Genomic DNA, 24,939 nt, shown 5'->3' with positions numbered 1-24,939 from the left:
GCTCCGGCTCGGGCGGCGCGGGCACCGCAGGCGGCGCAGCCGCCGGCGAGGGACTCGGCGCCCCCGTCAAGGCCGGTATCGCCGCGGCAGTCGTCGTCGCCGCTGCCGCCACCGCCTTCGCGCTCACCGCGGGCCATGACGCGAAACCGCACAAGCCGCAGGCCAAGCCGCCGGCGGCCGCCCCGGTCGCCACCACGCCCGCGCCCCCGCCGCCGTCACCCCGGCCGCACCCCCGGCCCAAGCCCGCCCCGAAGCCGCCACCGCCCGCGCCCACCCACCGGCCCGCGCCGAAGCCGATGCCCGTGCCGACCACGCCGCCGCCCCCGAAGCCGGCGCAGAAGCCGGCGCCGGCACCCCCGCCGACGACACCTGCCCCCACGCCCAGCACCACACCGCCGACCACACCGCCGCCCACGCCCCCGCCGCCGCCCGCACCGGTGGTGTACGAGGTCGACTCGCTCGGCCTGAGCGGCACCGGCGACGGGACCCGTCCCACCATCCGCCCCGGCTTTCCCGCGGGCAGCTGGTGGTGGAACCGCTGGGGGCTGACGGTCGGCGGCACGTCGTACAGCCACGGCATCAGCGTGCCCGCGCCCTCGTCGGTGACGATCGACCTCAACCGCGCCTGCGTCTCCTACGACGCAAGCGCCGGGGTGGACGACGTGACCCGGGTGCTGCGCAGCGCCGTGCGCTTCTCCGTCTACGGCGACTCCACCCGCCTGTGGACCTCGGACGTGGTCCGCAGCGGCGACCCCGCCGTGCCGGTGCACGTGGGCCTGGCGGGCTACAAGACCGTGCGGCTGGTCGTGACCCCGGTGCCCGGGCAGGAACGCGGCGCCGGGTTCGGCGTCGCGGGCCTGGCGGACTGGGCCGACGCGGTGATCAGCTGCACATAGCGGCGCCGTACGGGATCGGGCCGCGCTCGGGTCAGCGGGCCGCGGCCCCGCCGCCGGTCGCGGGCACCTCGCACACACCGTCGGCGCATGCACCGGCGGCGTCGTCGGCGATCTCCGCCGCGGCGGTGTCCTTGGCGACCTGTTCCAGCGCCTGGAGGAAGACCGACGTCTCCTGGCCGCCCTGCACCGCCCACTTGCCCTCGAAGACGAAGGTCGGCACCGCGCTGATGCCGAGCTGCCTGGCCTCGTCGATCTCGTCGAGCACCTCGTCGTGCAGTTCGTCGCCGCTCAGGAAGGCCGCGACCGCGTCCCGGTCGAGGCCGACCGCGACGGCGGCGTCGGTCAGGTGCTCGTGGTCGCCGATGTCCATGCCCTCGCCGAAGTGCGCGGCCATGAGCCGGCCCTTGAGCTTGACCTGCGCCTCGGGACCGTACTCGTCCAGGGCGAAGCGCAGCAGGCGGTGGGCGAGCAGCGAGTTGTTCTCCAGGACCGTGTCGAAGTCGAAGGTGATGCCCTCGCCGGCGCCGAGCGCGGTGATCTGCCGGTCCATTCCCGCGGCCCGCGGCCCGTACTTCGCCGCGAGCACCTCGTGGTGCGGGCGGGCCTCATGCGGGGCGGACGGGTCGAGCTGGAAGGGCCGGTAGACGACCTCGACGGAGGAGCCCTTGGGGAAGGCCGCGAGTGCCCGCTCGAAGCGGGTCTTACCGACGTAGCACCACGGGCAGGCGATGTCGCTGTAGATCTCGACCTTCACGGCTCTTCTCACTTCCGGGGGGATGCGGGCTCCGCGCTCCAGTATTCCTTGAAGCCTCAACGAGCTAAGGCCAGGTCCGCGGCCGCTATTCCCCGCGCCTATTGCCTGCGCCTACTGCCGAGCGCCGTCGGAGCCGCCGAGGTCGGGGGCGGGGCCGGGCTCCTCACCGCGGCCCGCCAGGACCGTGACGAGGGCCGCGGCCTGCTCCCAGCCCAGGCCCGCGCTACGCTCGCGGGCCGCCGCCACTTCCGCCTCGGACAGCGCCGCGGCGGCCTGCGCGGCCACCGCGTCGACGACCACCTGCTCCGGCGCGCTGCGCGGCACCGGCCCCCGTACGGCGTCGGCCGCGGCCAGCGCCACCACCGCGGTCATGGCGTCACCGAGGGCCGCCAGCACCTCGGCCGCCACCTCCAGCTGCGCGCCGACGATCTGCTCCGTGCAGCCCGCGGCCACCGCCGTACGCAGCGCGACGTCAACCGTGGCCAGCGCGGAGCGCGGATCGCCCTCGGCCACCGCGATGCGCGCCGACAGGCCGCCCAGCACCACCCGGAAGACCGGCGGCGGGGTGCCGTCGGAAACCCGCACCAGCGCGAGGTCGCACCGCTCCCGCGCCCGGGCCACCTCGCCGCGCCCCAGCAGCAGCGTGGCCTGGAGAAAGCGGACATAGGTGCGGGCGTCCCACACCGAGTAGCGCTCGGCCTCCTCGTCGGCGCGGGCCAGCAGCCGCTCCGCCGCGGCCCCGTCACCCGCCCGGTAGGCGACCTCGCTGAGCCGCGCGATCAGGAAGGCGGCCTCGGCGTCGGCCCCCAGCTCCTGGCCGAGCCGGTGCGCCTCCTCCAGTTCGGTGCGCGCCGTCGCGTAGTCGCCGCGGGCCATGGCGATCTCCCCGCTCGCGCTGTGCACCTGGGCACGCACCCAGCGGTCGCCCAGCCGCCCGGTCAGCCCCTCCAGCTCGGCCCGGCTTTCATCGGCCGCCGGAAGGCCGCCCGGCGAGTCCACCGCCACATGGGTACGGAACATCAGGGCCACCGCCAGCTCCCAGTCCCCGCCATGGGCGCGGCAATTCGCCACGACCTCCTCCGTATGGCGGCGGATGCCATGCTGGCCGTTGAGAAGGTACGTCGTGAAGGGCCACAGCATCCCGGGGAAACGCGCCGCCTGGGGACCGCCTGCCGCGTACTCCCTGGCAAGCACCTCAGCCGTCGCGAGCGATTCCGGCGTCGTCAGCTGGTCCTCCGCCGCGCGGTCGCTCTTGACGAAGAACAGCAGCATGCGCGCGTCGATCCGCGGCCAGTGCAGCGGATCGGCGGGGTCCCCCAGCAGTTCGTCGCCGCTCATCGCGACCACGCGCTCCAGCCAGGCGTCCGCTTCGTCGCGGTAATTGCGCAGCCACCAGAACCAGCCCATCGCCAGCACGATGGCCAGGGCGTCTCCCTCCTCGCCCGCCTCGACCGTGCGGTGCAGCGCCGCGCGTACGTTGTCCAGCTCGGCTTCGAGCACGTCGAGCCAGCGCAGTTGGTCAGCGCCGCGCAGTTCCGGGTCCGCGGTACGGGCCAGGTCGCGGAAATAGGCGGTGTGGCGGCCGGCGGCCCCGGCCAGCTCCGCCGGCCGCTCCGCGGCGCGCTCGGCGGCGTACTCGTGGATCGTCTCCAGCAGGCGGTAGCGCACCTGCGGGCCGCCCCTCTCGGCGGGCGCCGGCAGCAGATCCGCCACCACCAGGGACTTCTCGACCAGCTGCGCGACCGTCTCCAGCGCGTCAGGGCCGCACACCGCCTCCGCCGCGGCCAGGGTGCAGCCGCCGGCGAAGACGCTCAGCGCGCGCAGCGCCGTACGCTCCGGCTCCGTCAGCAGGTCCCAGCTCCAGTCCACGACCGCCCGCAACGTCTGCTGGCGCGGCAACACCGTGCGGCTGCCACTGGTCAGAAGCCGGAAACGGTCGTCGAGCCGGTCGGCGATCTGCCGCGGCGACAGTGCGCGCAGCCGGGCCGCGGCCAGCTCGATCGCCAGCGGCAGGCCGTCGAGGCGACGGCAGATCTCCCGCACCGCCACCGCGTCGGGTCCTGCGTCCGCGTCCCCGTACGGCGCCGCGCCGGGCCGCACGGTCGCCGCCCGCTCGGCGAACAGCCGGTAGGCGGTCGGCGGCGGCAGCGGCTCCACCGGCCGCACCACCTCGCCCGGCACCCCCAGCGGCTCCCTGCTGGTCGCCAGCACCGTCACGCCGGGGCACGCGGCGAGCAGCTCCGCCGTCAGCACGGCCGCGCCGCCGATCACGTGCTCGCAGTTGTCGAGCACCAGCAGCAGCCGGCGCCGCCCGCAGTATTCGAGCAGGCGCTCCACCGGGTCGTCCTGATACGGCTCGCCGCGCAGCGGACCCGGCGCCAGCACCTGGGCCTCGCGGCGGCCCAGCGCGCTCAGCACCGCGTGCGGGATACCCGCCGGGTCGTCGAGCGGGGCCAGCTCGGCGAGCCACACACCGTCGGGAAAGCCGTCTGCTGCCGCCTCAGCGGCCTGCTGGGCCAGCCGGGTCTTCCCGGACCCGCCAGGCCCCGTCAGCGTCACCAGGCGCCTTCCCAGGACGTCCTGGCGGATGTCCCGCAGCTCGGCCTCCCGGCCGACGAAGCTGGTCAGCCTGGCCCGCAGATTCCCGGCCGCCGCGGGAGGCGGCGCGGGCGGCTCGGGCTGCCGCAGCAGGTCCGCGTGCAGCGCGCGCAGCTCCGGGCCGGGGTCCGCGCCCAGCGCCTCCGCGAGCACCGTCCTGGTCTCCTCGTACGCCACCAGCGCGTCCGCGGTACGCCCCGCCGCGCGCAGCGCCCTGATCAGCTGCGCCCTGAACGCCTCGTCCAGCGGGTGCGCCGCCACGGCCTCGCTCAGCGCGGGCAGCACGTCGGCGGCCCTGCCGAGCGCCAGGTCCGCCTCGATCCGCAGCCGCTGGGCCGTACGGTGCAGCGCCTCGGGGCGGGCGGCCGCCGCCGCACGGTCCGGCAGATCCGCGAGCGCGGGGCCGCGCCACAGCGCCAGTGCCCGCGCCAGCGAACGCGCCGCCTTCTGCGGGTCGCCGCCGGTCAGCGCGGTGTCGCCCTCGCGGACGAGGCGCTCGAACTCGTACATGTCGACCGCGTCGCGCTCGGCCGCCAGGCGGTAACCCCCCGGTTCCGAGGTCACCGCCTCGCGGCCCAGCACCCGGCGCACCCGGGCGACGAGTGCCTGCAGCGCGCCTGCGGCGTCCGCGGGCGGATCCGCCGCCCAGACCTGCGCGATCAGGGTCTCGACGGACACGGGCCGTCCCGCGTCGACGGCCAGAGCGGTCACCAGCGCCCGTGCGCGCCCCCCGCCCAGGACCACGGGCGTTCCGCCCGCATCCCGCACCTCCGTGACCCCCAGCACCGAATACCGCACCCGCCCATTCTCCCGCCCCGGCACCGGCCCCCTCACCCCCTTTCCCCCGCCCGCCCGGATCGCCCTCCATGCGGTGCGCTTTCGCCTGCAGCTGAGCTGTGGGGGGGTGGCGCGGTTCCTGGCGCCCCTGGGTGCCCCTCGTGGTGGGCGCTTTGCCTGCGGCTGATCTGTGGCTTGTCGCGCAGTTCCCCGCGCCCCTCGAAAACGCTCATCCTCTGCGCTGAGAGCACGCTCCCCGAGGAGTGCCCTCGGCATGGGGGCACCCTCCAGAGGCGCGAGGAACCCAGCCATCCACCGGCCGCCGTGTGGCAACGGACCGCCAGCACCTCCAGGTGCGCGAGAAACTACGCGCCCAGCCGAGGCGGCGGGAAAACGGCAACGCCACGCCAGGTGGCACCCCTCAAGGGCGCGAGGAAATGCGCGCCCAGCCACGGCACAGCGTCAGACAAAGCACCCACCGCAGGGGGCAGGACCTCACGAGCGCCAGGAACCGCGCGCTCGACCACAGCCCAGTCGCAGGCGAAAGCGCACCGCAACGGGCAGGACCTCACGGCCGCGAGGAACCGTGCGCTCGGGCGCGGGTGAGGCGCGGGGGATCCCCCGCCGGTGGATCAGGGACGGCGGGGATTGTCGTCGTCGCGGCGGCCGAGGAGTTCGTCCGCCAGGGTCGGAAGATCGTCGAGGGGGGTTTCCTCGGCCCAGTCGGGCCGGGGCCGGCGCGCGGCCGGCGACTGGACGGCGGGAAGCTCCCGCGTCCGCTCGGACTCGCTCGTCTCGGGTCGGAAGAGCCACGGCGGCACGCGGTCCGCCGGGTCCGTGTCACTGGCCGTTCCGGGCACCGGCGGCAGGACCGCCGTCTCGTCCGCAGCGTTCCCGGCCCGCTCGTCGGAGGAGTCCGGCTTCGCCGGAACCGCCGGCAGCACCGCCGTCTTGTCGGAGGAGTCCGGCTCGGCAGGAACCGCCGGCAGCACCGCCGTCTTGTCGGAGGAGTCCGGCTCGGCAGGAACCGCCGGCAGCACCGCCGTCTTGTCGGAGGAGTCGGGCTCGGGCGCGACAGGCGGCAGCACCGTCGTGGTCTCGGAGGAGTCCGAAGACTCGGAGGAGTCGGAGGACTCCTCGGGCACGACCGGGGTGACGACCGTCGGCGCGTCGTCCGCCGGCTCGGCGGACTCCGCCGCGGACGCGGCCGCCCGCGCGGCCTCGGCGCGCAGGAGCGCCTCCTCGGCCTTGCGCTGCTTCTCCAGTCGCCGCGCCTCCGCCTCGGACCGCAGCCTGGCCTGCTCCTCGGCGAGCCGCCGCAGCCTGTCCTGCTCGGCCTCCCTGGCGGCGGTCTCCGCGGCGACCCGTGCGGCCTCCTCGGCGGCGAGCCGGTCGGCCTCCTCCTGGCGCAGGCGCGCGACCTCCGCCTCCTGTGCGGCCTTGCGCTCGGCGATCTCCTGCCGGGCGGCCTCCTCCGCGGCGAGCCGCCGCTCCTCCTCCTCGCGGCGCAGCTTCTCCAGCTGGGCCTGCCGCTCGCGCTCCGCCCGTTCGGCCTCCGCCTTGCGGGCGGCTTCCTCGGCGGCGAGCCGCGCCGCTTCCTCCGCGGCCTTGCGGTCGGCCTCGGCGCGGGCCTCGATCTCCTGGGCGGACAGCGGGAGGACTTCGTCGAGCCGGTGGCGTATCACCGTGGTGACGGCGGCCGGCTCCTGGCCGGCGTCGACGACCAGGTAGCGCGCGGGGTCGGCGGCGGCGAGGGTCAGGAAGCCGGCACGGACCCGCTGGTGGAACTCAGGCGGTTCCGACTCGAGCCGGTCGGGCGCCTCGGTGAAGCGTTCCCGGGCGGCCTCGGGCGACACGTCGAGCAGCACGGTCAGATGGGCGACGAGCCCGTCCGTGGCCCAGCGGTTGATGCGGGCGATCTCGGTGGGCGCCAGGTCGCGTCCTGCGCCCTGGTAGGCGACGGCCGAGTCGATGTAGCGGTCGGAGATGACGACGGCGCCGCGGGCCAGCGCGGGCCGCACGACCGTGTCGATGTGCTCGGCCCGGTCGGCGGCGTAGAGCAGCGCCTCGGTGCGGTGCGAGATGCCGCCGGACGACACGTCGAGCAGGATCGACCGCAGCCGCTTGCCGACGGAGGTGGCACCCGGCTCCCGGGTGACGACGACTTCGTGGCCCTTGGCACGGATCCAGCTCGCGAGCGCTTCGACCTGGGTGGACTTGCCCGCGCCGTCGCCGCCCTCGACGGCGATGAAGAAGCCGGTGGCGGCGGTCGCGGTGGACGGTTCAGCGCCGCGCAGCGCCTCGCGCAGGTCGCGGCGCAGCGGCACGCCGCTGCGGTCGTCGGTCTTGCCCAGCACGAGCGCGGCGACCGGCAGCAGCAGGGCGCCGACGAGCATCAGGGTGTAGGCGGCACCCGCGTGGTCGAAGGTGAAGCGGCCGTTGTCGATGCGGTGCGGCCCGATCGCGGCGGCCAGCAGCGGCGCGCAGATCGCGGCGACGCCGAGCGCGGCCCTCGACACGGCCTGCAGGTGCTCGGTGGTCCTGGCCCTGCGGGTCTCCTCGGCCTCCTGCTCGATCAGCAGGTGCCCGGTGTTGGCGCTGATACCGGCGGCGGTGCCGGCGAGCAGCGCGAGCAGCAGCATGGTGGTCGGGTCGGGGACCAGGCCGGTCAGCAGCAGCGCCACGCCGGTCACCCCGACGGCCAGCGCCAGCAGCCGCCGCCTGGACAGGCCGGGCAGCGTGCGGGGGGCGACCCGGATGCCGGCCACGGTGCCCGCGGTCAGGACGAGGACGAGCAGGCCGAAGCCGGTCGGGCCGAAGCCCATTGCCGCGGCGTGGAGAACTGCCACGGACACTGCCGCGGCGATCGCGCCGGCGACAGAAGCGGTGGCGAGCACCAGCAGCGGCAGCGCGCCGGTCCTGCCGTTCTCGGCGCCGGCGGGACCCTTGGGCAGCCGGAGCCCTTCGAGCGGCGAACGCGGCCTGGCCGCCGTACCCGACGGCAGTTCGAGCGCGGAAAGCACCGCCATCGAGGAGGAGAACAGCCCTGCGGCGACGTACGAGGACAGCGCGACCTGGTGCAGGTCGAACCAGTTGACGGCGGTCGCCAGCAGCGTGTTGGCCAGCGTGATGACCACCATGGCGGCGGCGGCGAGCGGCAGCGCGACGAAGCTGGTCCGCAGGTCGAGCCGGTGCAGGGTGGCCAGGTGGTCGGGCGCGGGCCGCACCGAGGTGTCCCCCGGCGACGGCAGCAGTACGGGGGCGGCGCCGTCCTTGGCGACGGCCCACAGCCGTTCCGCGAGCCCGGCGACGAAGGCGGTGGCCAGCAGCCAGATGTGCGCGGAGTCCTGCGACCAGGTGATCCACAGCGGCGCGACGATGAACAGCGCGAGGCGTACGCCGTCGGCGCCGATCATGGTCCAGCGGCGGTCGAGCGGACCGTTCTCCGAGGTCGCCGCGGACAGCGGGCCGAGCAGGACGGCGCCGAAGAGCACGGTCGCGACCAGGCGGGCGGCGAACACCGCGGCCGTCGCGAGCGCGACCCCGCGGTAGCCACCGCCGAACGCGTGCGCCGCGGCCGTCGTCTGCACCGTCAGCCAGAGCAGCACCAGCAGGCCGAGGCGGTCCGCGACAGCGCCGGTGATCTGGGCGTTCCACAGCTTCCGCAGCGCCGGAATCTTCAGCAGCGCGCCCACCGCGCGGTCCCGTGAATCCGCCGCCAGATCGCCCGCGAACGCGGGCGTGACGTCAGCGGGCTGCGGGGGCTGCTCGGATCGCGTCATCCCAACAGCCTATCGCCCATCCCCGCGCCCCCGAGGCGCCCCCGCTGCGTCGGCGGGCGCCCCCAGGGCCGCGGGCTTGTGAGGTTCCCCTTCGGCAAGGGGTGCCCGATGGGGGCGCGGGGAACTGCGCGACCAGCCTCTCCCGGGGCTTCGCATGGGGGTGCCCCCATCTCGCTTCGCTCGGCGACCGGTGGTCCGGCGCGGAGCGAACAGCCCATTCGGACGGAGACGGCCCGCGCCCCGGCGGGCGCTTGGCCCGCGCCCCTGCCAGGCACCCCTTGCCCAGGGGGCACACCCACAGCCGCTGCGGCCTGCGGAAGCGCACCCCTGTGCAAGGGGAGCCGCGGCTACTCGGCGGAGGGGCCGGACTTCTTCGCCGTCGTCTTCTTCGCGGCGGCGGTCTTCTTCGCAGACGCAGAAGCGGTCTTCTTCGCAGGAGCGGCCTTCTTGGCCGCAGCCTTCTTCGCCGGCGCGGCCTTCTTCTTGGCGGGGGCCTTCTTGGCGGGCGCCTTCGCCCGCTTCTCCGCCAGGAGTTCGTAACCCCGCTCCGGGGTGATGGCCTCGACGTCGTCGTCGCGCCGGAGCGTCGCGTTGGTCTCCCCGTCGGTGACGTAGGGACCGAAGCGGCCGTCCTTCACGACGACGGGGCGCTCGCTGACCGGGTCGGTGCCGAGTTCCTTCAGCGGCGGCTTGGCCGCCGCGCGCCCGCGCTGCTTGGGCTGCGCGTAGATGGTCAGCGCCTCGTCGAGGGTGATGGTGAAGAGCTGGTCCTCGTTCTCCAGCGAACGCGAGTCCGTGCCCTTCTTCAGGTACGGCCCGTAGCGGCCGTTCTGCGCGGTGATCTCGACGCCCTCTGCGTCCGCGCCGACGACGCGGGGCAGCGACATGAGCCGGAGCGCGTCCTCCAGGGTGACCGTGTCGAGGGACATCGACTTGAAGAGCGAGGCGGTCCGCGGCTTGACTGCGTTCTTGCCGGTCTTCGGGGTGTCCTCGGGCAGGATCTCGGTGACGTAGGGGCCGTAGCGGCCGTCCTTGGCGACGATCGGGCGGCCCGTCGCCGGGTCGTTGCCCAGCTCGAAGTCGCCGCTGGGCCGGGCGAACAGCTCTTCCGCGTACTCGACGTCCAGCTCGTCGGGCGGCAGGTCGTCGGGGACGTCGGCCCGGCGGTGGTCGTCCTCGCCGCGCTCGCCCTTCTCGACGTAGGGGCCGTAGCGGCCGACCCGCAGCACGATGCCCTCGCCGACCGGGAAGGAGGAGATCTCCCGGGCGTCGATGGCGCCGAGGTCCTCGACGAGTTCCTTCAGGCCGCCGAGGTGGTCGCCGTCGCTGCCGGGCGAGGCGGCGGCCGCGCCCGGGTCCTCCGCGCCGAAGTAGAAGCGGCGCAGCCACGGCACGGACTGGGCCTCACCGCGGGCGATGCGGTCGAGGTCGTCCTCCATGGAGGCGGTGAAGTCGTAGTCGACGAGCCAGCCGAAGTGCTTCTCCAGCAGGTTGACGACGGCGAAGGACAGGAAGGTCGGGACGAGCGCGGTGCCCTTCTTGAAGACGTAGCCGCGGTCGAGGATCGTGCCCAGGATGGTGGCGTACGTCGACGGGCGGCCGATCTCGCGCTCTTCCAGCTCCTTGACCAGCGACGCCTCGGTGTAGCGGGCGGGCGGCTTGGTGGAGTGGCCGTCGGCGGTGATCTGCTCGGCGGTGAGCGGGTCGCCCTCGGTGACCTGCGGCAGCCGGCGCTCGCGGTCGTCCAGCTCGGCGTTGGGGTCGTCGGCGCCCTCGACGTAGGCCTTGAGGAAGCCGTGGAAGGTGATGATCTTGCCGGACGCGCTGAACTCGGCGTCCCGGCCGTCGGCGGAGGTGCCGCCGACCTTCACGGTGACGGACTGGCCGACCGCGTCCTTCATCTGGGAGGCGACGGTCCGCATCCAGATCAGCTCGTACAGCCGGAACTGGTCGCCGGTCAGGCCGGTCTCCGCGGGGGTGCGGAAGCGGTCGCCCGAGGGGCGGATCGCCTCGTGCGCCTCCTGCGCGTTCTTGACCTTCCCGGCGTGGACGCGCGGCTTGTCCGGCAGGTAGTCGGCACCGTAGAGCTGGGTGACCTGGGCGCGGGCGGCCTTGATCGCGGTCTCGGAGAGCGTCGTGGAGTCCGTACGCATGTAGGTGATGAAGCCGTTCTCGTACAGCTTCTGGGCGACCTGCATGGTGGCCTTCGCACCGAAGCCGAGCTTGCGCGAGGCCTCCTGCTGGAGCGTGGTGGTGCGGAAGGGCGCGTACGGCGAGCGGCGGTACGGCTTGGACTCGACGCTGCGGACCGAGAACTGCGCGTCGGCGAGTGCCGCGGCCAGCGCGCGGGCGGCGGCCTCGTCCAGGTGCAGGACGGTGGCGCCGCTCTTGAGCGCGCCGGTGGCGGCGTCGAAGTCGCGGCCCTGGGCGACCCGGCGGCCGTCGACGGAGACCAGCCGGGCGTTGAGCGTGGACGGGTCGGACGCGTCACCGCTGCGGCCGGTGCCGAAGACGCCGGTCAGGTCCCAGTACTCGGCGGAGCGGAAGGCGATGCGCTCGCGCTCCCGCTCGACGACGAGCCGGGTGGCCACCGACTGGACGCGGCCCGCCGACAGCCGCGGCATGACCTTCTTCCACAGCACAGGGGAGACCTCGTAGCCGTAGAGCCGGTCGAGGATGCGGCGGGTCTCCTGGGCGTCGACGAGGCGCTGGTTCAGCTCCCGCGGATTGCGGACGGCCTCCTGGATGGCGTCCTTGGTGATCTCGTGGAAGACCATCCGGTGCACCGGGACCTTGGGCTTGAGGATTTCCTGCAAATGCCAGGCGATGGCCTCGCCCTCGCGGTCCTCATCGGTGGCCAGGAATAGTTCGTCGGAGTCCTTCAGAAGCTCCTTGAGCTTCTTGACCTGAGCCTTCTTATCGGCGTTGACGACGTAGATCGGCTGGAAGTCGCTGTCCACATTCACGCCGAGCCGCGCCCACGGCTGGCCCTTGTACTCCGCCGGCACTTCGGCGGCCCCGTTGGGGAGGTCGCGGATGTGCCCGACGCTGGCCTCGACGACGTATCCAGGGCCGAGATAGCCCTTGATCGTCTTCGCCTTGGCGGGCGACTCGACAATGACGAGTCGGCGGCCGGCCGGTGCGGTCTCGCGGGTCGGGGACAACTTGGGCTCTTCTCTCCGGTTCGAAGGGGTGACGCTGCGGAGTGTGACCGTACCTCCCGGTCCTGTGTCAAACGGGAAAAGTCAACAACGCCATCCGAACGGTAACCCGACAAGCGGTCTGTCTGCCGCATGGACCGGTCATGTCAGAGTGCGGTGCGACACCCCGCACCCGCCGGGGGAACCGCGACGGGATAGGGCGGGGGACGCGACGCGGCGGGCACGGACTGCAAAGATGGTCGGCGACAACGCCGGCGCCGCCCGCTCATGCGCCGCCGGCCGGAGCAGTACAGGGGGATCGGATGTCCGACCAGTATCCGTACGGGAACAACAGCCCCTACGACAGCAATGGCAGCAACGGGGGCAACGGCACCGACCCGCAGGCGGACCCGCGGGTCCAGAAGACCTCGCTGCCCTCCTACCAGCCGACGATGCCCGCGCTGCCCGGTTACGGCGTCCCGCCGCAGGGCGCCCAGCCGCCCGGCCCGACGCCGGGCTGGCAGCACGGCGGCGTCCCGCAGCAGCAGGGTCCCGGCGCGACGCTGATGACCATCGGCGACATCGCGATCACCGAGTCGGGGATCATGACTCCCGCAGGTCTGCTGCCGCTGCGCGGCGCGGTCTGGACGGTGTCCGACATGTCGAGGTCGGAGTCCAAGACGCCGACGTACGCGATCGTGCTGGCCGTCATCTTCGCGCTCGCCTGCCTGGTCGGGCTGTTCTTCCTGCTGATCAAGGAGAACGTGACGACCGGTTTCGCCCAGGTGACGGTCAACAGCGGCGGTAAGTACCACGCCGTGATGATTCCGGTGCGCGGCCCGCAGGACATCTACGCGATCACCCAGCAGGTCAACTACGCGCGGTCCCTGAGCGCGTGACGCAGCCATGACCACGGCGGGTGCCCGGTCGGGCGGTGACACCGGCCGCCGGCGGGCCGGAAGCCTGCGTACATTGCGCAGCCTTTCAGGTCACCCTGCCGCGGCCCCGCTCGGCGCACTGGCCGCGGTAATTGCCGGGTCGCTGTATCTCTACGGCACCGACCCGCACCAGCCGGGCCACTGGCTGCCGCGCTGCCCTTTCAACTGGGCCACCGGCCTGCTCTGCCCGATCTGCGGCGTCACCCGAATGGCGTACGACCTGCTGCACGCCGATCCGGTGCGGGCCTTCCACGACAACGCGCTGCTGCTGGCCTGCACGCCCTTCCTGCTGGCCGTCGCCGGGCGCTGGGCGGTGGCGGGCCTGCGCGGACGGCGCTGGCGTCCGGTGCTGGGCGCACGGGCGTCGTACGCCGTGGGCGCGGTGCTCGTGGCGTGGGCGGTGCTGCGGAATCTGCGCTGACGGCCGCCCCGGCCGGGCTAGGGGGTGACGTCGTCGGGGACGGGGTCGAGGAAGCCCTGCTCGACCAGCATCCGGATGGAGCCGGGCGTACGGTCGCGCAGCACCACCGCGTCCTCGCCGAGCAGCTGGGCGATGGCGTCCACGATCCGGCCGGCCGGCAGCGTGCCGTCGCAGACCCCGGCGAAGCCCGCGCCGACGGTGTCGACCTTGGTGGCCCTGCGCATTCCGCGGGCCGAGCGCAGCACCACGTGCTCGGGGTCCTCGGCGCCCGGCAGCCCGACCTGCTCCTGCACCACCTCGTCGGAGAGCGTGAAGCGGGCCTCCAGCAGGTCGGCGTCGTCATGGCGGCGCAGGAAGTCCTGCCGGGCGAACCACGCGGCAATGTGCGGGCCGAGCGGCTGCTCCACCGGGTGCGGCCACTCCTCCGCGGTGATGACGGGCGTGTCGCTGCCCGACTTGCGCAGGCTGATCCAGCCGAAGCCGACGCCGCTGACCTTGGCGCGCTCGAAGTCGTCGAGCCACGCGTCGTAGCGGGCGGCGTACGCGGCCGGGTCGCCCCGGTGGTCGCCGCCGTCGCGCAGCCACAGTTCGGCGTACTGTGCCACGTCCTGCACCTCGCGCTGCACGATCCAGGCGTCGCAGCCGCGCGGCACCCAGCCGCTGAGGCGCTCCCGCCAGTCCTGGCCCTCGGTGTGCTGCCAGTTCGCGAGCAGCTGGCACCAGCCGCCGTCGTTGAGGTGTTCAGCGGCCTGCTCGACCAGGGTGCGGCACAGGTCGTCGCCGCCCATTCCGCCGTCCCGGTAGGTGAAGCGGCTACCGGGCGAGATCACGAACGGCGGGTTGGACACGATCAGGTCGTAGCGCTCGTCGCCGACCGGTGCGAAGAGGCTGCCGCCGCGCAGGTCGGGCTCGTGCGCGCCGGACAGCGCGAGGGTCAGCCGGGCGAAGTGCAGGGCGCGCGGGTTGACGTCGGTGGCGGTCACCCGGGTGGCGTGCTGGGCGGCGTGCAGTGCCTGGATGCCGGAGCCGGTGCCCAGGTCGAGGGCGCTGCCGACCGGTTCGCGTACGGTCAGCCCGGCCAGCGTGGTGGACGCGCCGCCGACGCCGAGCACCAGGTCGGCCCGGTCCACGCCGGGCGCACTGCCGATGCCGCCCGCACCGCCGACCGCGCAGCCCAGGTCGGACACGATCCACCAGTCGGCGCCGCCGTCACCGGCGTAGGGGCGTACGTCGACCGTGGCGCGTACGTCGTCGCCGTCGCGCAGCAGCCAGCCGTCCGCGAGATAGCCGTCGAGACCGGGCAGCGCGGCACGGGCACGGGCGTACGGCACGGCACATTGCAGCAGGAAGAGCCTGACCAGGGTGTCCAGCGGGCTGTCCCCGCGGGTGGCGCGCAGCGCGGGCACGGTCTCGGCACGCGACAGCGCCGCATAGGCGACGGCGCCGAGCAGGTCGAGACAGCCGTCGGCCGTGAAGGCCGCGGCACGCAGGTCGTCACGAAGGGCGGGCGCGCTGTCGGGCGAGGGGAGGTGAGGCGTCTTCACACCGGCCATTGTCGCGGACACGGGAGCGCCCGGCGCTCCGTGCGTACGGCCGAGGCCGCGGAGCGCCGGGCGCAGGCCCCCGGAACCGGGCTAGGAGCCGGGGGTGGCGGTGCTGGACGGGCTCTGGCAGCCGGGCTGCTTGGCCAGTGCCGCGCCCTGGTCGCCCTGGCGCAGGGAGCTGAGCGCCTTCTCGCCGTCCGCGCTGGTCTGCTTGAAGGAGTCGGACACGCCCTGGAGCCCGGTGGCGAACTTGTTCTGGTCGGTGGTGTCCAGCGCGTCGACCTGCTTCTTCAGGCCGGCGTACTGCGTGGACAGCGTGGTGAAGGACGTGACGGCCTTCTGCTGGAACTGCTCGCCGTCGTCGCCGGGCGCGGCGCCCGCCTGGCTGTAGATGCCGGCCAGCGCCTTGTAGGCGTCGGAGATCTGCTGGAAGGCGGCCGAGTCGGCGGCCCTGACGGCCTCGGGCCTGCCGCCGCTGTCGACCTGGGTCAGCGCGGTGTTCGCGTCGTTGATCTTCTTGGTCTGGGCCGCGGTCTGGTCGCAGACGCCCTGCGCCCAGGCGTCCAGTTTCTTGCCCGTGTCGTCGCTCGAACACGCCGACAGCGACGACAGCGCCAGCAGCGCGGCCGCACAGGACAGCGCGGCCCCGAGCCTGTGGTTCACCTTCACCGGTTGGGTCCCTTTCCGTGGCCTCACGGCCCCGGAATTTACACGGGAAGGGGGTGGCAACCGCGAATCATCAGACGATTTTGCCATCATTCGTCCGATATTCAAGCCATTCGTAGCAAGCGGCGGTTCGGTTCGGGATCACGGGCGGCGCCCCATGGGTGCGGCGGGCGGCCGGTCATGTCCGGCCGCCCGCCGCGGGGCTGACGGCGTGGCAGATGTCACACCGCGGTACATGGCGTCGGATGTGCGTCCCGACGCCGGGTCAGGCGCAGGTCGGACGCGGTGTCAGGCGGCCACCGTGGAGCCGCTCGGCTCCCGGCCCTTGCCCCCGCCGTCGCCCATGTCGTCGGTGCCGCCCATTGCCACGCCGCGGCGCTTGGAGATGTAGACCGCGGCCACGATGACCGCGATCGATATGCCCGCCACGATGATCCGCACCGCGGTGTTGGCGTCGACGCCGTAGCTGAACTTCACCACCGCGGGAGCGATCAGCAGCGCCACCAGGTTCATCACCTTCAGCAGCGGATTGATGGCCGGGCCTGCGGTGTCCTTGAACGGGTCGCCCACGGTGTCGCCGATGACGGTCGCCTCGTGCGCCTCGCTCCCCTTGCCGCCGTGGTGGCCGTCCTCGACCAGCTTCTTGGCGTTGTCCCACGCCCCGCCGGAGTTGGCGAGGAAGACCGCCATCAGGGTGCCGGCGCCGATCGCGCCGGCAAGATACGACGCCAGCGAGCCGATGCCGAGGCTGAAGCCCACCGCGACCGGGGCCAGGACGGCGAGCAGGCCCGGGGTGGCCAGCTCGCGCAGCGCGTCCTTGGTGCAGATGTCCACCACGCGGCCGTATTCGGGCACTTCCGTGCCGTCCATGATTCCCGGGTGGTCGTGGAACTGCCGGCGCACCTCGTAGACCACCGCGCCCGCCGAGCGGGACACCGCGCTGATCGCCAGGCCCGAGAACAGGAAGACCACTGCCGCGCCGAAGAGCAGGCCGACCAGGTTGTTGGGCTGGGAGATGTCCAGGGACAGCCAGCGGGCGTCAGAGGCCCCCGGATGGGCCTTGGCGACCGCGGTGTCGACGGCCTCCTTGAACGACCCGAACAGGGCCGTCGCCGCCAGCACCGCCGTGGCGATGGCGATGCCCTTGGTGATGGCCTTGGTGGTGTTGCCGACCGCGTCGAGGTCGGTGAGCACCTGGGCGCCCTCGCCGTGGACGTCGCCGGACATCTCGGCGATGCCCTGCGCGTTGTCCGCCACCGGCCCGAAGGTGTCCATGGCGACGATGACGCCGACCGTGGTCAGCAGGCCGGTGCCGGCCAGCGCGACCGCGAAGAGCGCCAGCCAGACGGACGTGCCGCCGAGCAGGAAGGCGCCGTAGACCGACAGCCCGATCAGCAGCGCCGAGTACACCGCGGACTCCAGGCCGAGCGAGATACCGGAGAGGATCACGGTGGCGGGGCCGGTCAGGGAGCTCTTTCCGATGTCGCGGACCGGGCGCCTTGAGGTCTCGGTGAAGTAGCCGGTGAGCTGCTGGATCACCGCGGCCAGCACGATGCCGATGGCGACCGCCACCAGGGCCAGCACCCGCGGGTCTCCCGGGTGCCCGGAGATGTCGGAGCCCACGCCGTCCAGATCGCCGTAGGAGGACGGCAGATAGGCGTAGACGGCCACGGCGACGCCCGCCATCGAGATCACCGCGGAGATGAAGAAGCCGCGGTTGATGGCCGACATGCCGCTGCGGTCGGCCCGCCGGGGCGCCACCGCGAAGATGCCGATCATCGCGGTGAGCACGCCGATCGCGGGAATGAGCAGCGGGAAGGCCAGGCCCGAGTCGCCGAACGCCACCTTCCCGAGGATCAGTGCCGCCACCAGGGTGACGGCGTAGGACTCGAAGAGGTCGGCCGCCATGCCGGCGCAGTCGCCCACGTTGTCGCCGACGTTGTCCGCAATGGTCGCGGCATTGCGCGGGTCGTCCTCGGGAATGCCCTGCTCGACCTTGCCGACCAGGTCGGCGCCCACGTCGGCCGCCTTGGTGAAGATCCCGCCGCCGACCCTCATGAACATCGCGAGCAGTGCCGCGCCGAATCCGAACCCCTCCAGCACCTTGGGCGCGTCGGCCGTATAGATCAGCACCACGGCGGACGCGCCGAGCAGGCCGAGTCCCACGGTGAACATTCCGACGACGCCGCCCGTCCTGAATGCGATCTTCATCGCCCGGTGCGAGACATCCGTCAAATCGGCGGGCGGTTCACCGGCATCCGGTGTCGCCGCTCTCGCCGCCGCCGCGACCCGCACATTGCTGCGGACCGCGAGCCACATTCCGACGTATCCGGTGATCGCCGAGAAAACAGCGCCGACCAGAAAGAAGATCGATCGCCCGATACGCTGCGAGGTGTCGTCCGCGGGAAGCAGCATGAGCAGGAAGAACGCCGCGACGGCGAAGACCGCCAGCGTACGGAACTGCCGTGCGAGGTAGGCGTTGGCGCCTTCCTGCACGGCAGCAGCGATCTTCTTCATGCTGTCGGAGCCTTCGTCCGACGCGAGCACTTGACGTACCAACACCGCGGCGAGCGCAAGGGCGGCCACTGCGACCACCGCGATGATCCATACGAGCAGGCGGTTTCCGTCAGTGAGTACCGGATCCGCAGCGAGCGTGTGAGGGGTAAGTGGCCCCGCCATTCGTCCTCCTTGACGTTTGGCGCATGGGCGTGCGGCTCCTACGGCTCGACAAAGCCGCGACGCTCAGGCGAGCTGAGCAAGATGGACGGATTGTAGGGAGCGGCAGAAGATCAAAAAAGGGTGCCCGCCGGGAATTCCCACCGTAATTGCACGACCGGGCTTTCGCACGGCGAAGATCGCCGTGCGAACAGGCACCGATTCCGGCCGGTCGCGGGGCCGGCTCTAGACGGCCGGGGTCGGCCAGCTCATGCGGATCACTCCGCCGGCGGCACCCTCGATGACCTCGACGTCGTCCACCAGACCGCTGATCACGGCCAGGCCCATCTCACCCTCGTCGTCGGCGGCGTCGTCCGCACCGGCGTCCGGCGAACCGCCGGAGGCATTGCCGGGGACCTCGTCGGCGACCTCGATCGAGAACTTCTTCTCGTCCTCGTTGAGCATCACCCGCACCGGCGCCTCCACGCCGTTGCTGCGGTGCAGCCCGACGGCCCGGCTGCAGGCCTCGCCCACGGCGAGCCGCACCTCGTCGAGAGCCGCCTCGTCCACCCCCGCTCGGCGCGCTACCGCAGCCGCCACGAGCCGTGCTGTCCGCACATGCTCCGGCTGGGCGCTGAAGAGCAGTTCTACGGTGGGCATGGCCTCCCCCTCTGTTCTTGGGTGGGCATCACAGGGGCCCGGACGGTGGCCCGTCCGGTACCCCTTCGCTCGGGCGAAGAATCAGTCGGTCGCCGCGACAGCCTCGTCGACCGAGGTGTGGATCGGGAACACCTTGGTCAGACCGGTGATACGGAAAATCTTCAGGATGCGCTCCTGGTTGCACACCAGTCGCAGCGATCCCTCATGCGCGCGCACCCGCTTGAGGCCGCCGACGAGCACACCCAGTCCGGTGGAGTCGAGGAAGTCGACCCCCTCCATGTCCACGACCAGGTGGTAACTCCCGTCGTTCACGAGCTCCACCAGCTGCTCGCGCAGCTTGGGCGCGGTGTACACATCAATCTCGCCGCCGACCTCGACGATCGTGCGATCGCCGACGGTTCGGGTCGACAGGGACAGGTCCACGGATCCTCCAGCACCTTGCATCGACGCGGCTCCCCCAGGGGCCTCCCCACCGAGGAGTAGGGGCCTCCCCCATCGAAGGTAGGGGAAGGACCGGCAGCCGCGATGGCATTCAATCACTTCGCAGTGGGCCAGCACGACGCCTTACTGCGATTGTCCGTCACGCCAGTGACACACTGAGTGCCGATGGCCCAGGATCATCTTCCGCAGTCGGCGCACGGCCGCCCGTCCCCCCGCACCGCTCTGGAGCGGCTTGCCACGGGGGCAGACCGGGCCGCACGCATCACCCATACGGAGCACCTGCCCCCGCGGGTCGGACGTCATGCATCCTGGCCCGCGAGCATCAGGCCGGAGGTCGTGGCGGCCATCGCCGCGGCCGGGATCGACCGTCCGTGGGAGCACCAGGCGCGCGCGGCCGAGCACGCCTCCCGCGGCGAGTCGGTGGTGGTCGCCACCGGCACGGCGTCAGGCAAGTCGCTGGGCTACCTGGCGCCGGTACTCAGCGCGCTGCTGGACGGCGCCGACGCCCCCGGCGCCGGCGGGCGCGGCGCCACCGCGCTCTATCTGGCGCCCACCAAGGCGCTGGCCGCCGACCAGCGGCGGGCCGTGAGCGCGCTCGCCGCCCCGCTGGGCACCGCGATCCGCCCCGCCGTCTACGACGGCGACACGCCCGTCGAGGAACGCGAGTGGGTCAGGCAGTACGCCACCTACGTGCTCACCAACCCCGACATGCTGCACCGCGGCATCCTGCCGGGACACGCCCGCTGGTCCTCCTTCCTGCGCCATCTGCGGTACGTCGTGATCGACGAGTGCCACACCTATCGCGGGGTCTTCGGCTCGCACGTCGCCCAGGTGCTGCGCCGGCTGCGGCGTGTCTGCGCCCGCTACGGGGCCGAGCCGGTCTTCCTGCTCGCCTCCGCCACCGCCGCCGACCCGGCGCAGGCCGCCACCCGTCTCACCGGGGTGCAGGTCGCCGAGGTCACCGAGGACGCCTCGCCGCGCGGCGAGCTGGCCTTCGCCCTGTGGGAGCCGCCGCTGACCCAGCTGTCCGGCGAGCACGGTGCGCCGGTGCGCCGCACCGCCACCGCCGAGGCCGCCGAGCTGCTCACCGACCTGGTGCTCCAGGGCGTCCGCACGGTCTCCTTCGTCCGCTCCCGGCGCGGCGCGGAGCTGGTCGCCGTCATCGCCCAGGAGCGGCTCGCCGAGATCGACCCCTCGCTCCCCGCCCGGGTCGCCGCCTACCGCGGCGGCTACCTCCCCGAGGAGCGCCGCGCCCTCGAACGCGACCTGCACTCCGGCCGGCTGCTCGGCCTCGCCTCCACGTCCGCGCTGGAGCTGGGCGTGGACATCTCCGGGCTCGACGCCGTCATCCTGGCCGGCTACCCCGGCACCCGCGCCTCGCTGTGGCAGCAGGCCGGCCGGGCCGGCCGCTCGGGCCAGGGCGCGCTCGCGGTCATGGTCGGCCGCGACGACCCGCTCGACACGTATCTCGTCCACCACCCCGAGGCGATCTTCGAGCAGCCCGTCGAGTCCACCGTCCTCGACCCGGACAACCCGTACGTCCTCGCCCCGCACCTGTGCGCCGCCGCGGCCGAGCTGCCGCTCACCGAGGACGACCTGGCCCTCTTCGGCCCCGAGGCGCCCGCCCTCGTCGACCGGCTGGAGCAGCGAGGGATGCTGCGGCGCCGCGCCACCGGCTGGTACTGGACCCGCAGGGAGCGGGCCGCCGACCTCACCGACATCCGCGGCGAGGGCGGCAAGCCGGTCCAGGTCGTGGAGTCCTCGACCGGGCGCCTGCTGGGCACGGTGGACGCCTCCTCGGCCCACACCGCGGTCCACGAAGGGGCCGTCCACCTCCACCAGGGCCGCACCTACCTGGTCGAACGGCTCGACCTCGACGACGGCGTAGCCCTGGTCGTCCGCACCGACCCGCCCTACTCGACGATGGCCCGCGACACCACCGCCATCCGCGTGCTGTCCACCGACGTGGAGGAGCCCTGGGGCGAGGCCCGCATCCATTTCGGCTCGGTCGAGGTCACCCACCAGGTGGTGTCCTACCTGCGCCGCCGGCTGCTCACCGGCGAGGTCCTGGGCGAGACCAAGCTCGACCTCCCGCCGCGCACCCTGCGCACCCGCGCGGTCTGGTGGACCGTCACCGACGACCAGCTGGACGCCGCCGGGATCCACCCGGAGGAGCTGCCCGGCGCCCTGCACGCCGCCGAGCACGCCTCCATCGGCCTCCTCCCGCTGTTCGCCACCTGCGACCGCTGGGACATCGGCGGCGTGTCCGTACCGCTGCACGCCGACACCGGGCTGCCCACGGTCTTCGTCTACGACGGCCACCCGGGTGGCGCGGGCTTCGCCGAACGCGCCTTCCACACCGCGCGCACCTGGCTCACCGCCACCCGCGAGGCCATCGCCGCCTGCGAGTGCGAATTCGGCTGCCCCTCCTGCGTCCAGTCCCCCAAGTGCGGCAACGGCAACGACCCCCTCGACAAAGCCGCGGCCGTCCGCCTCCTCACCGGCCTCCTCTCGACGTCTCCCGCCACGACCGACACCGCGCCCGAGGATGCGGGCAGCGGCGATCACGACGCGCCGGGCCGGCGGTCCGAGGACGAGGCCGGCGGTGCCGCGAGCGGCGGCAGCGCGGAGCGCGACGGGGACCCGGCCGGTCCCGGCGGCAGTGCGCAGGGCCGGCCGTCCGATGACGCGGGCGGCGAGGGCGGGGGCGGGGTCGGATGAGGGACCCGCGCGGGAGCGCACCCGGGCTCCGCCGACCTCGGCCACCACGTCGGAGATCTCGCCGGTGACGCTGCACGACGCCAGCCGGGCGCCCTGGGCCTTCGCGACCCGGGCGGCCAGGGCGCAGGCGGCGCTGCGGCCGTCGAGGGCGTGGTCGGCCGCAGCGAGGGCCGCCAGGTCCGCTGCGGCGCCCGCTCGGTGCCGCAGGACGACGGCCTGCCCCACGAAGAGCCCGGTCGCGAAGAGCGTCAGCAGCACGGCGACGATCCCCAGCGACCACACGGTGGCCGACCCCCGGTCACCGCGGCCGCGCAGCCCCCTCACGGCCCGTCACCCCCGTCCACGGTGTCCTCGGCCAGCGCGGCGGCCTGCGCTTCCAGCGTGACCGGGAAGCGCGGCCAGGGCACGGTCACCCGGACCGTGACGAGGTCCCCCGCCCGGCCCGCGCTCACCCGCGCCCCGGACGGCGCGGCCTTCCGCGCCACCTGGAGCACGTCGGCGGCCGGCTCCGACCTGGCCGCAGCCCGCGCCCCGGCGCGCGCCGCGTCCACGCACTCGACCTGGGCCACCACGGCGGCCAGCCCCCAGATCAGCATCGCGGCCAGCACGATCAGCACCGGAATGGTGATCGCGGTCTCCGCGGTGACGTAACCCCGCTCGTCAGCCCTTCGGGCGGGGCCGGCGGCCGGTCCCGGCGGCACGCCGGGACCGGGATCCGCACGGCGGTCAGAACGACGCATGGAGCGCCTTCTCGATCACCGCGGTGAGGGCGGACCGCACCGGGCCACTGGTCACGATCTTGTAGAGCACGGCCGCGAAGCCGCACGCGGCAATCGTCCCGACGGCGTATTCCGCGGTGCTCATGCCCGCCTCGGCCGCCGCTCGGCAGGCGCGCGCCCTGCGGTCCCACCACGACCGGCGTCGACGGGCGGACATCGCCCGGCTGTTCACGTCGATCGGCTGCCGCACGGTCTTCCCCTGCGACCCAACCTTGATGATGCTCATGTCGCTTCCTCCTGTTTTGGATTGCTTCGGGACCGGTATGGAGCCGGCCCCGGACCGATTCGGGGCGTGCTGAACCACGCCCCCGGGGTGTGTTGTTGTCGATCGACGGCCTCCGGCGCTGCGCCGGCGCCGCCTCAGCCGTTGCCGGCGCCGAGGACGGCCCCTGCCAGGCCGATCACCACGGGCACGACGCCGACCAGCAGGAAGGCCGGCAGAAAGCACAGGCCGAGCGGCGCAGTGGCCAGCACCGCCGCCTTCCTGGCTCCGGCCAGGGCGGTGCGGCCGTGTGCGGCCCGCAGGTCGGCGGCCAGCCGGGACATCTCCGCCACCGGCGCGGTGCCGGTCGTGGTCGCCCGCGCCAGGCATCGGCCCATCTCGCGGGCGGCCGGCACCGCGCCGAAGCGCTGCCAGCACTCCACCGGGTCCCCGCCGAGCCGCAACTCGGCCTGAGCCCGTATCAGCGCGGCCCCCAGCGGCCCACCCAGACAGCCGCCCACCGCTCCCGCCGCCTCACCTGGGCTCGCGCCGGCCGCCAGGCACGCGGCCATCAGGTCGGCGCACAGCGGGAGTTGCGCCGGATCGGGCTCCGACGGCGCCATACGCCCGCCTGCGGCCCTCTGACGGCCACCGAGCACCCGGACAACCCCGGCGGCCGCAAGCAGCCCCACAAGGACGCCCAGCGCCCCGCCGACGAGTGCTCCCGCCGCGATCCCAGCGACTGCCGCAGGACCCCAGCGCCGCACCGGACCCCCGAGCGCCCGCCGCAGCCGTTCGGGTTCCACCCGGCGCGTACGCACCTCCCCCAGTGCCGCACGCAGCCGTCCGACCCGTTTCCGCTGCCGTCCGCCGTCCGCGGCGACCGCCACCGCTCCCCCGGCGGCGACCAGCGCCGCCGCAACTGTCCCCAGGCTGTGGACAGACCAGGCGCCCGCGACAGCCACCGCCGACACCGCCCGCAGCCGGCCCTCCTCACGACTCACGCCCGGTAGCCCGACCGCCTCCCGCCGCACCGGCCCGCCAGGCCCGCCAGGCCCGCGAGAACGGCCCGACCCGCCCGAACCATCCGGGCCACCGAGTCGCCCCGACTCCCCCACGCCGCGGGCGCCGCCGAACCCGCACGACCCCGCCGTCCCACCGCTGAGACCCGGCCTACCCGGCCCCCTGGGACTACCCGGACCGCCGAACCCGTCCGACCTGCCCGAACCGCTGGTGCCGCCGGGACTGCCCAGCCGGCCCGACCAGCCAGGACCGCTGAAACCGCCCAACCCTCCGGAACCGCTGGACCTGGGCGAACCGCTGTGACCGTCGGGGCCGCCACCGCCATCCGGGCCGCCGAACTCGCCGGGGCCTGCGGAGTCGCCCGGCGCCCGGCGTCGATCGGCTCCCGGGCGGCGCGGACCGCGCCCGTTCTCCGCCGCGCGGATGATGCGGGCTGTCCAGGCGAGCCCGGCCCATTCCAGGAGGCCGCCCGCCAGCAGGCACACCACTCCCGTCGCGGTGTGCAGCAGAATCCGCGCCGGCTGTGCGCCGAGGCCCGCGCCCAGCACGACGCCGAACAGCGGCAGCAGCGCGAGCAGCCCGGCGGTGGACCGCGGGCCTGCCAACTGTGCGCGTAGGTCGTCGCGCTGGTCGGCCTCGGCCCGTAGCGCCGCCGCCACCCGGTCCAGCGCGGCGGCCAGGCCCGCCCCGCCGTCCACCGCGACCTGCCAGCAGGCCGCGACCGCGGCCAGGCCCCGCGTGCCCTCCGACAGCCGGGCGGCCGCCCGCAGCGCCTCCGGCACATCGCCGCCGAATCGGGCCGCCGACAGCAGCAGCCTGGCGGCGCCGGCCAGTTCGGGCACACCGGGCCAGCCGGCCGCCTCGATCGTGTCGCCGAGCGCGGCATGCGGCGGGCGGCCGGCGCGCAGGTCACCGGCCAGCGTGCCGCACAGTGCCCCGACC

The 24,939-nt window shown here is 73.7% G+C and carries 16 protein-coding genes and 1 pseudogene; 4 read left to right on the top strand and 13 right to left on the bottom strand.

Annotation, left to right across the window (positions count from 1 at the left end):
* A partial coding sequence (locus tag NFU81_RS37590) for an NPCBM/NEW2 domain-containing protein (RefSeq protein WP_251500744.1) occupies window positions 1–896 on the top strand: 896 nt, incomplete at its 5' end.
* Window positions 897–927: 31 nt separating this feature from the next.
* On the opposite strand, the gene NFU81_RS37585 is transcribed toward NFU81_RS37590, so the two are convergent.
* From NFU81_RS37585 to topA, 4 genes are all read right to left on the bottom strand, one after another.
* Window positions 928–1,662 (bottom strand): DsbA family oxidoreductase, encoded by a 735-nt coding sequence (locus tag NFU81_RS37585; RefSeq protein WP_251500742.1) that lies wholly within the window; start codon window positions 1,660–1,662, stop codon window positions 928–930.
* Window positions 1,663–1,761: 99 nt separating this feature from the next.
* Complete coding sequence (locus NFU81_RS37580) at window positions 1,762–5,046, bottom strand: ATP-binding protein (protein WP_251500739.1); 3,285 nt, start codon at window positions 5,044–5,046, stop codon at window positions 1,762–1,764.
* A gap of 611 nt (window positions 5,047–5,657) precedes the next feature.
* A complete protein-coding gene (tmk, locus tag NFU81_RS37575; protein ID WP_251500737.1) occupies window positions 5,658–8,807 on the bottom strand; it encodes a dTMP kinase in 3,150 nt (1,049 codons plus the stop codon).
* Window positions 8,808–9,154: 347 nt separating this feature from the next.
* Entirely contained in the window at window positions 9,155–11,971 is a 2,817-nt protein-coding gene (gene topA, locus NFU81_RS37570; protein WP_251500734.1) for a type I DNA topoisomerase, read from the bottom strand.
* A 299-nt stretch (window positions 11,972–12,270) separates the two neighbouring features.
* Between topA and NFU81_RS37565 the strand changes: the two genes are divergently transcribed.
* On the top strand, window positions 12,271–12,846 hold the full coding sequence (locus NFU81_RS37565; protein WP_251500731.1) for a hypothetical protein: 576 nt from the start codon (window positions 12,271–12,273) through the stop codon (window positions 12,844–12,846).
* Window positions 12,847–12,853: 7 nt separating this feature from the next.
* The gene (locus tag NFU81_RS37560) at window positions 12,854–13,306 is read left to right on the top strand and encodes a DUF2752 domain-containing protein (protein WP_251500729.1); all 453 of its coding nucleotides are present in this window, start codon (window positions 12,854–12,856) and stop codon (window positions 13,304–13,306) included.
* A 17-nt stretch (window positions 13,307–13,323) separates the two neighbouring features.
* Here NFU81_RS37560 and NFU81_RS37555 read toward each other — a convergent pair whose 3' ends face one another.
* From NFU81_RS37555 to bldG, 5 genes are all read right to left on the bottom strand, one after another.
* A complete protein-coding gene (locus NFU81_RS37555; protein WP_422665389.1) occupies window positions 13,324–14,859 on the bottom strand; it encodes a DUF7059 domain-containing protein in 1,536 nt (511 codons plus the stop codon).
* 81 nt (window positions 14,860–14,940) lie between these two features.
* Complete coding sequence (locus tag NFU81_RS37550; RefSeq protein ID WP_251500726.1) at window positions 14,941–15,519, bottom strand: small secreted protein; 579 nt, start codon at window positions 15,517–15,519, stop codon at window positions 14,941–14,943.
* Window positions 15,520–15,804: 285 nt separating this feature from the next.
* A complete protein-coding gene (locus NFU81_RS37545; RefSeq protein ID WP_251500724.1) occupies window positions 15,805–18,195 on the bottom strand; it encodes a sodium-translocating pyrophosphatase in 2,391 nt (796 codons plus the stop codon).
* Between the two features lie 222 nt (window positions 18,196–18,417).
* On the bottom strand, window positions 18,418–18,831 hold the full coding sequence (locus NFU81_RS37540; RefSeq protein ID WP_251500722.1) for an ATP-binding protein: 414 nt from the start codon (window positions 18,829–18,831) through the stop codon (window positions 18,418–18,420).
* A gap of 81 nt (window positions 18,832–18,912) precedes the next feature.
* The gene (gene bldG / locus NFU81_RS37535) at window positions 18,913–19,254 is read right to left on the bottom strand and encodes an anti-sigma factor antagonist BldG (protein ID WP_031520166.1); all 342 of its coding nucleotides are present in this window, start codon (window positions 19,252–19,254) and stop codon (window positions 18,913–18,915) included.
* 183 nt (window positions 19,255–19,437) lie between these two features.
* Here bldG and NFU81_RS37530 point away from each other — a divergent pair, with 183 nt between their 5' ends.
* Window positions 19,438–21,993, top strand: a complete 2,556-nt coding sequence (locus tag NFU81_RS37530; RefSeq protein WP_251500720.1) for a DEAD/DEAH box helicase — start codon at window positions 19,438–19,440, stop codon at window positions 21,991–21,993.
* 39 nt (window positions 21,994–22,032) lie between these two features.
* On the opposite strand, the pseudogene NFU81_RS37525 reads toward NFU81_RS37530, so the two are convergent.
* The 4 genes and pseudogenes from NFU81_RS37525 to NFU81_RS41045 all read right to left on the bottom strand — a co-directional run.
* A pseudogene (locus tag NFU81_RS37525) lies at window positions 22,033–22,251 on the bottom strand (Rv3654c family TadE-like protein); the annotation flags it as partial.
* A 62-nt stretch (window positions 22,252–22,313) separates the two neighbouring features.
* On the bottom strand, window positions 22,314–22,733 hold the full coding sequence (locus tag NFU81_RS37520) for a TadE family type IV pilus minor pilin (RefSeq protein WP_251500718.1): 420 nt from the start codon (window positions 22,731–22,733) through the stop codon (window positions 22,314–22,316).
* Window positions 22,720–22,998 (bottom strand): DUF4244 domain-containing protein, encoded by a 279-nt coding sequence (locus NFU81_RS37515; protein WP_251500715.1) that lies wholly within the window; start codon window positions 22,996–22,998, stop codon window positions 22,720–22,722. The genes NFU81_RS37520 and NFU81_RS37515 overlap by 14 nt, the downstream gene beginning before the upstream one ends.
* A 134-nt stretch (window positions 22,999–23,132) precedes the next feature.
* Window positions 23,133–24,939: type II secretion system F family protein (locus NFU81_RS41045; protein WP_308208371.1), on the bottom strand; the 1,807-nt coding region annotated here is incomplete at its 5' end.

It is taken from the genome of Actinacidiphila cocklensis (genome assembly GCF_907177275.1).
Lineage (GTDB): Bacteria > Actinomycetota > Actinomycetes > Streptomycetales > Streptomycetaceae > Actinacidiphila > Actinacidiphila cocklensis.
Note: the sequence above shows the minus strand (reverse complement) of the source record. Positions and strands in the feature narration are given on the sequence as shown.